This window comes from Exiguobacterium sp. B2(2022), assembly GCF_028823655.1.
GTDB classification, from domain to species: domain Bacteria; phylum Bacillota; class Bacilli; order Exiguobacteriales; family Exiguobacteriaceae; genus Exiguobacterium; species Exiguobacterium aestuarii_A.
The window spans coordinates 1-510 of sequence record NZ_JAPEHX010000164.1; the positions used below are offsets into that span (position 1 = coordinate 1).

1 rRNA gene is annotated in these 510 nt (G+C 57.5%); it reads right to left on the bottom strand.

Annotation, left to right across the window (positions count from 1 at the left end):
* A 16S ribosomal RNA gene (locus tag ON063_RS14835) occupies positions 1-510 on the bottom strand; the annotation flags it as partial.

The window sequence follows — 510 nt, forward strand, 5'->3', positions numbered from 1 at the left end:
CCAGCCGCACCTTCCGATACGGCTACCTTGTTACGACTTCACCCCAATCATCTGCCCCACCTTCGGCGGCTGGCTCCTTACGGTTACCTCACCGACTTCGGGTGTTGCAAACTCTCGTGGTGTGACGGGCGGTGTGTACAAGACCCGGGAACGTATTCACCGCAGTATGCTGACCTGCGATTACTAGCGATTCCGACTTCATGCAGGCGAGTTGCAGCCTGCAATCCGAACTGAGAACGGCTTTCTGGGATTGGCTCCACCTCGCGGCTTCGCTGCCCTTTGTACCGTCCATTGTAGCACGTGTGTAGCCCAACTCATAAGGGGCATGATGATTTGACGTCATCCCCACCTTCCTCCGGTTTGTCACCGGCAGTCTCCCTAGAGTGCCCAACCAAATGCTGGCAACTAAGGACAAGGGTTGCGCTCGTTGCGGGACTTAACCCAACATCTCACGACACGAGCTGACGACAACCATGCACCACCTGTCACCCCTGCCCCCGAAGGGGAAGG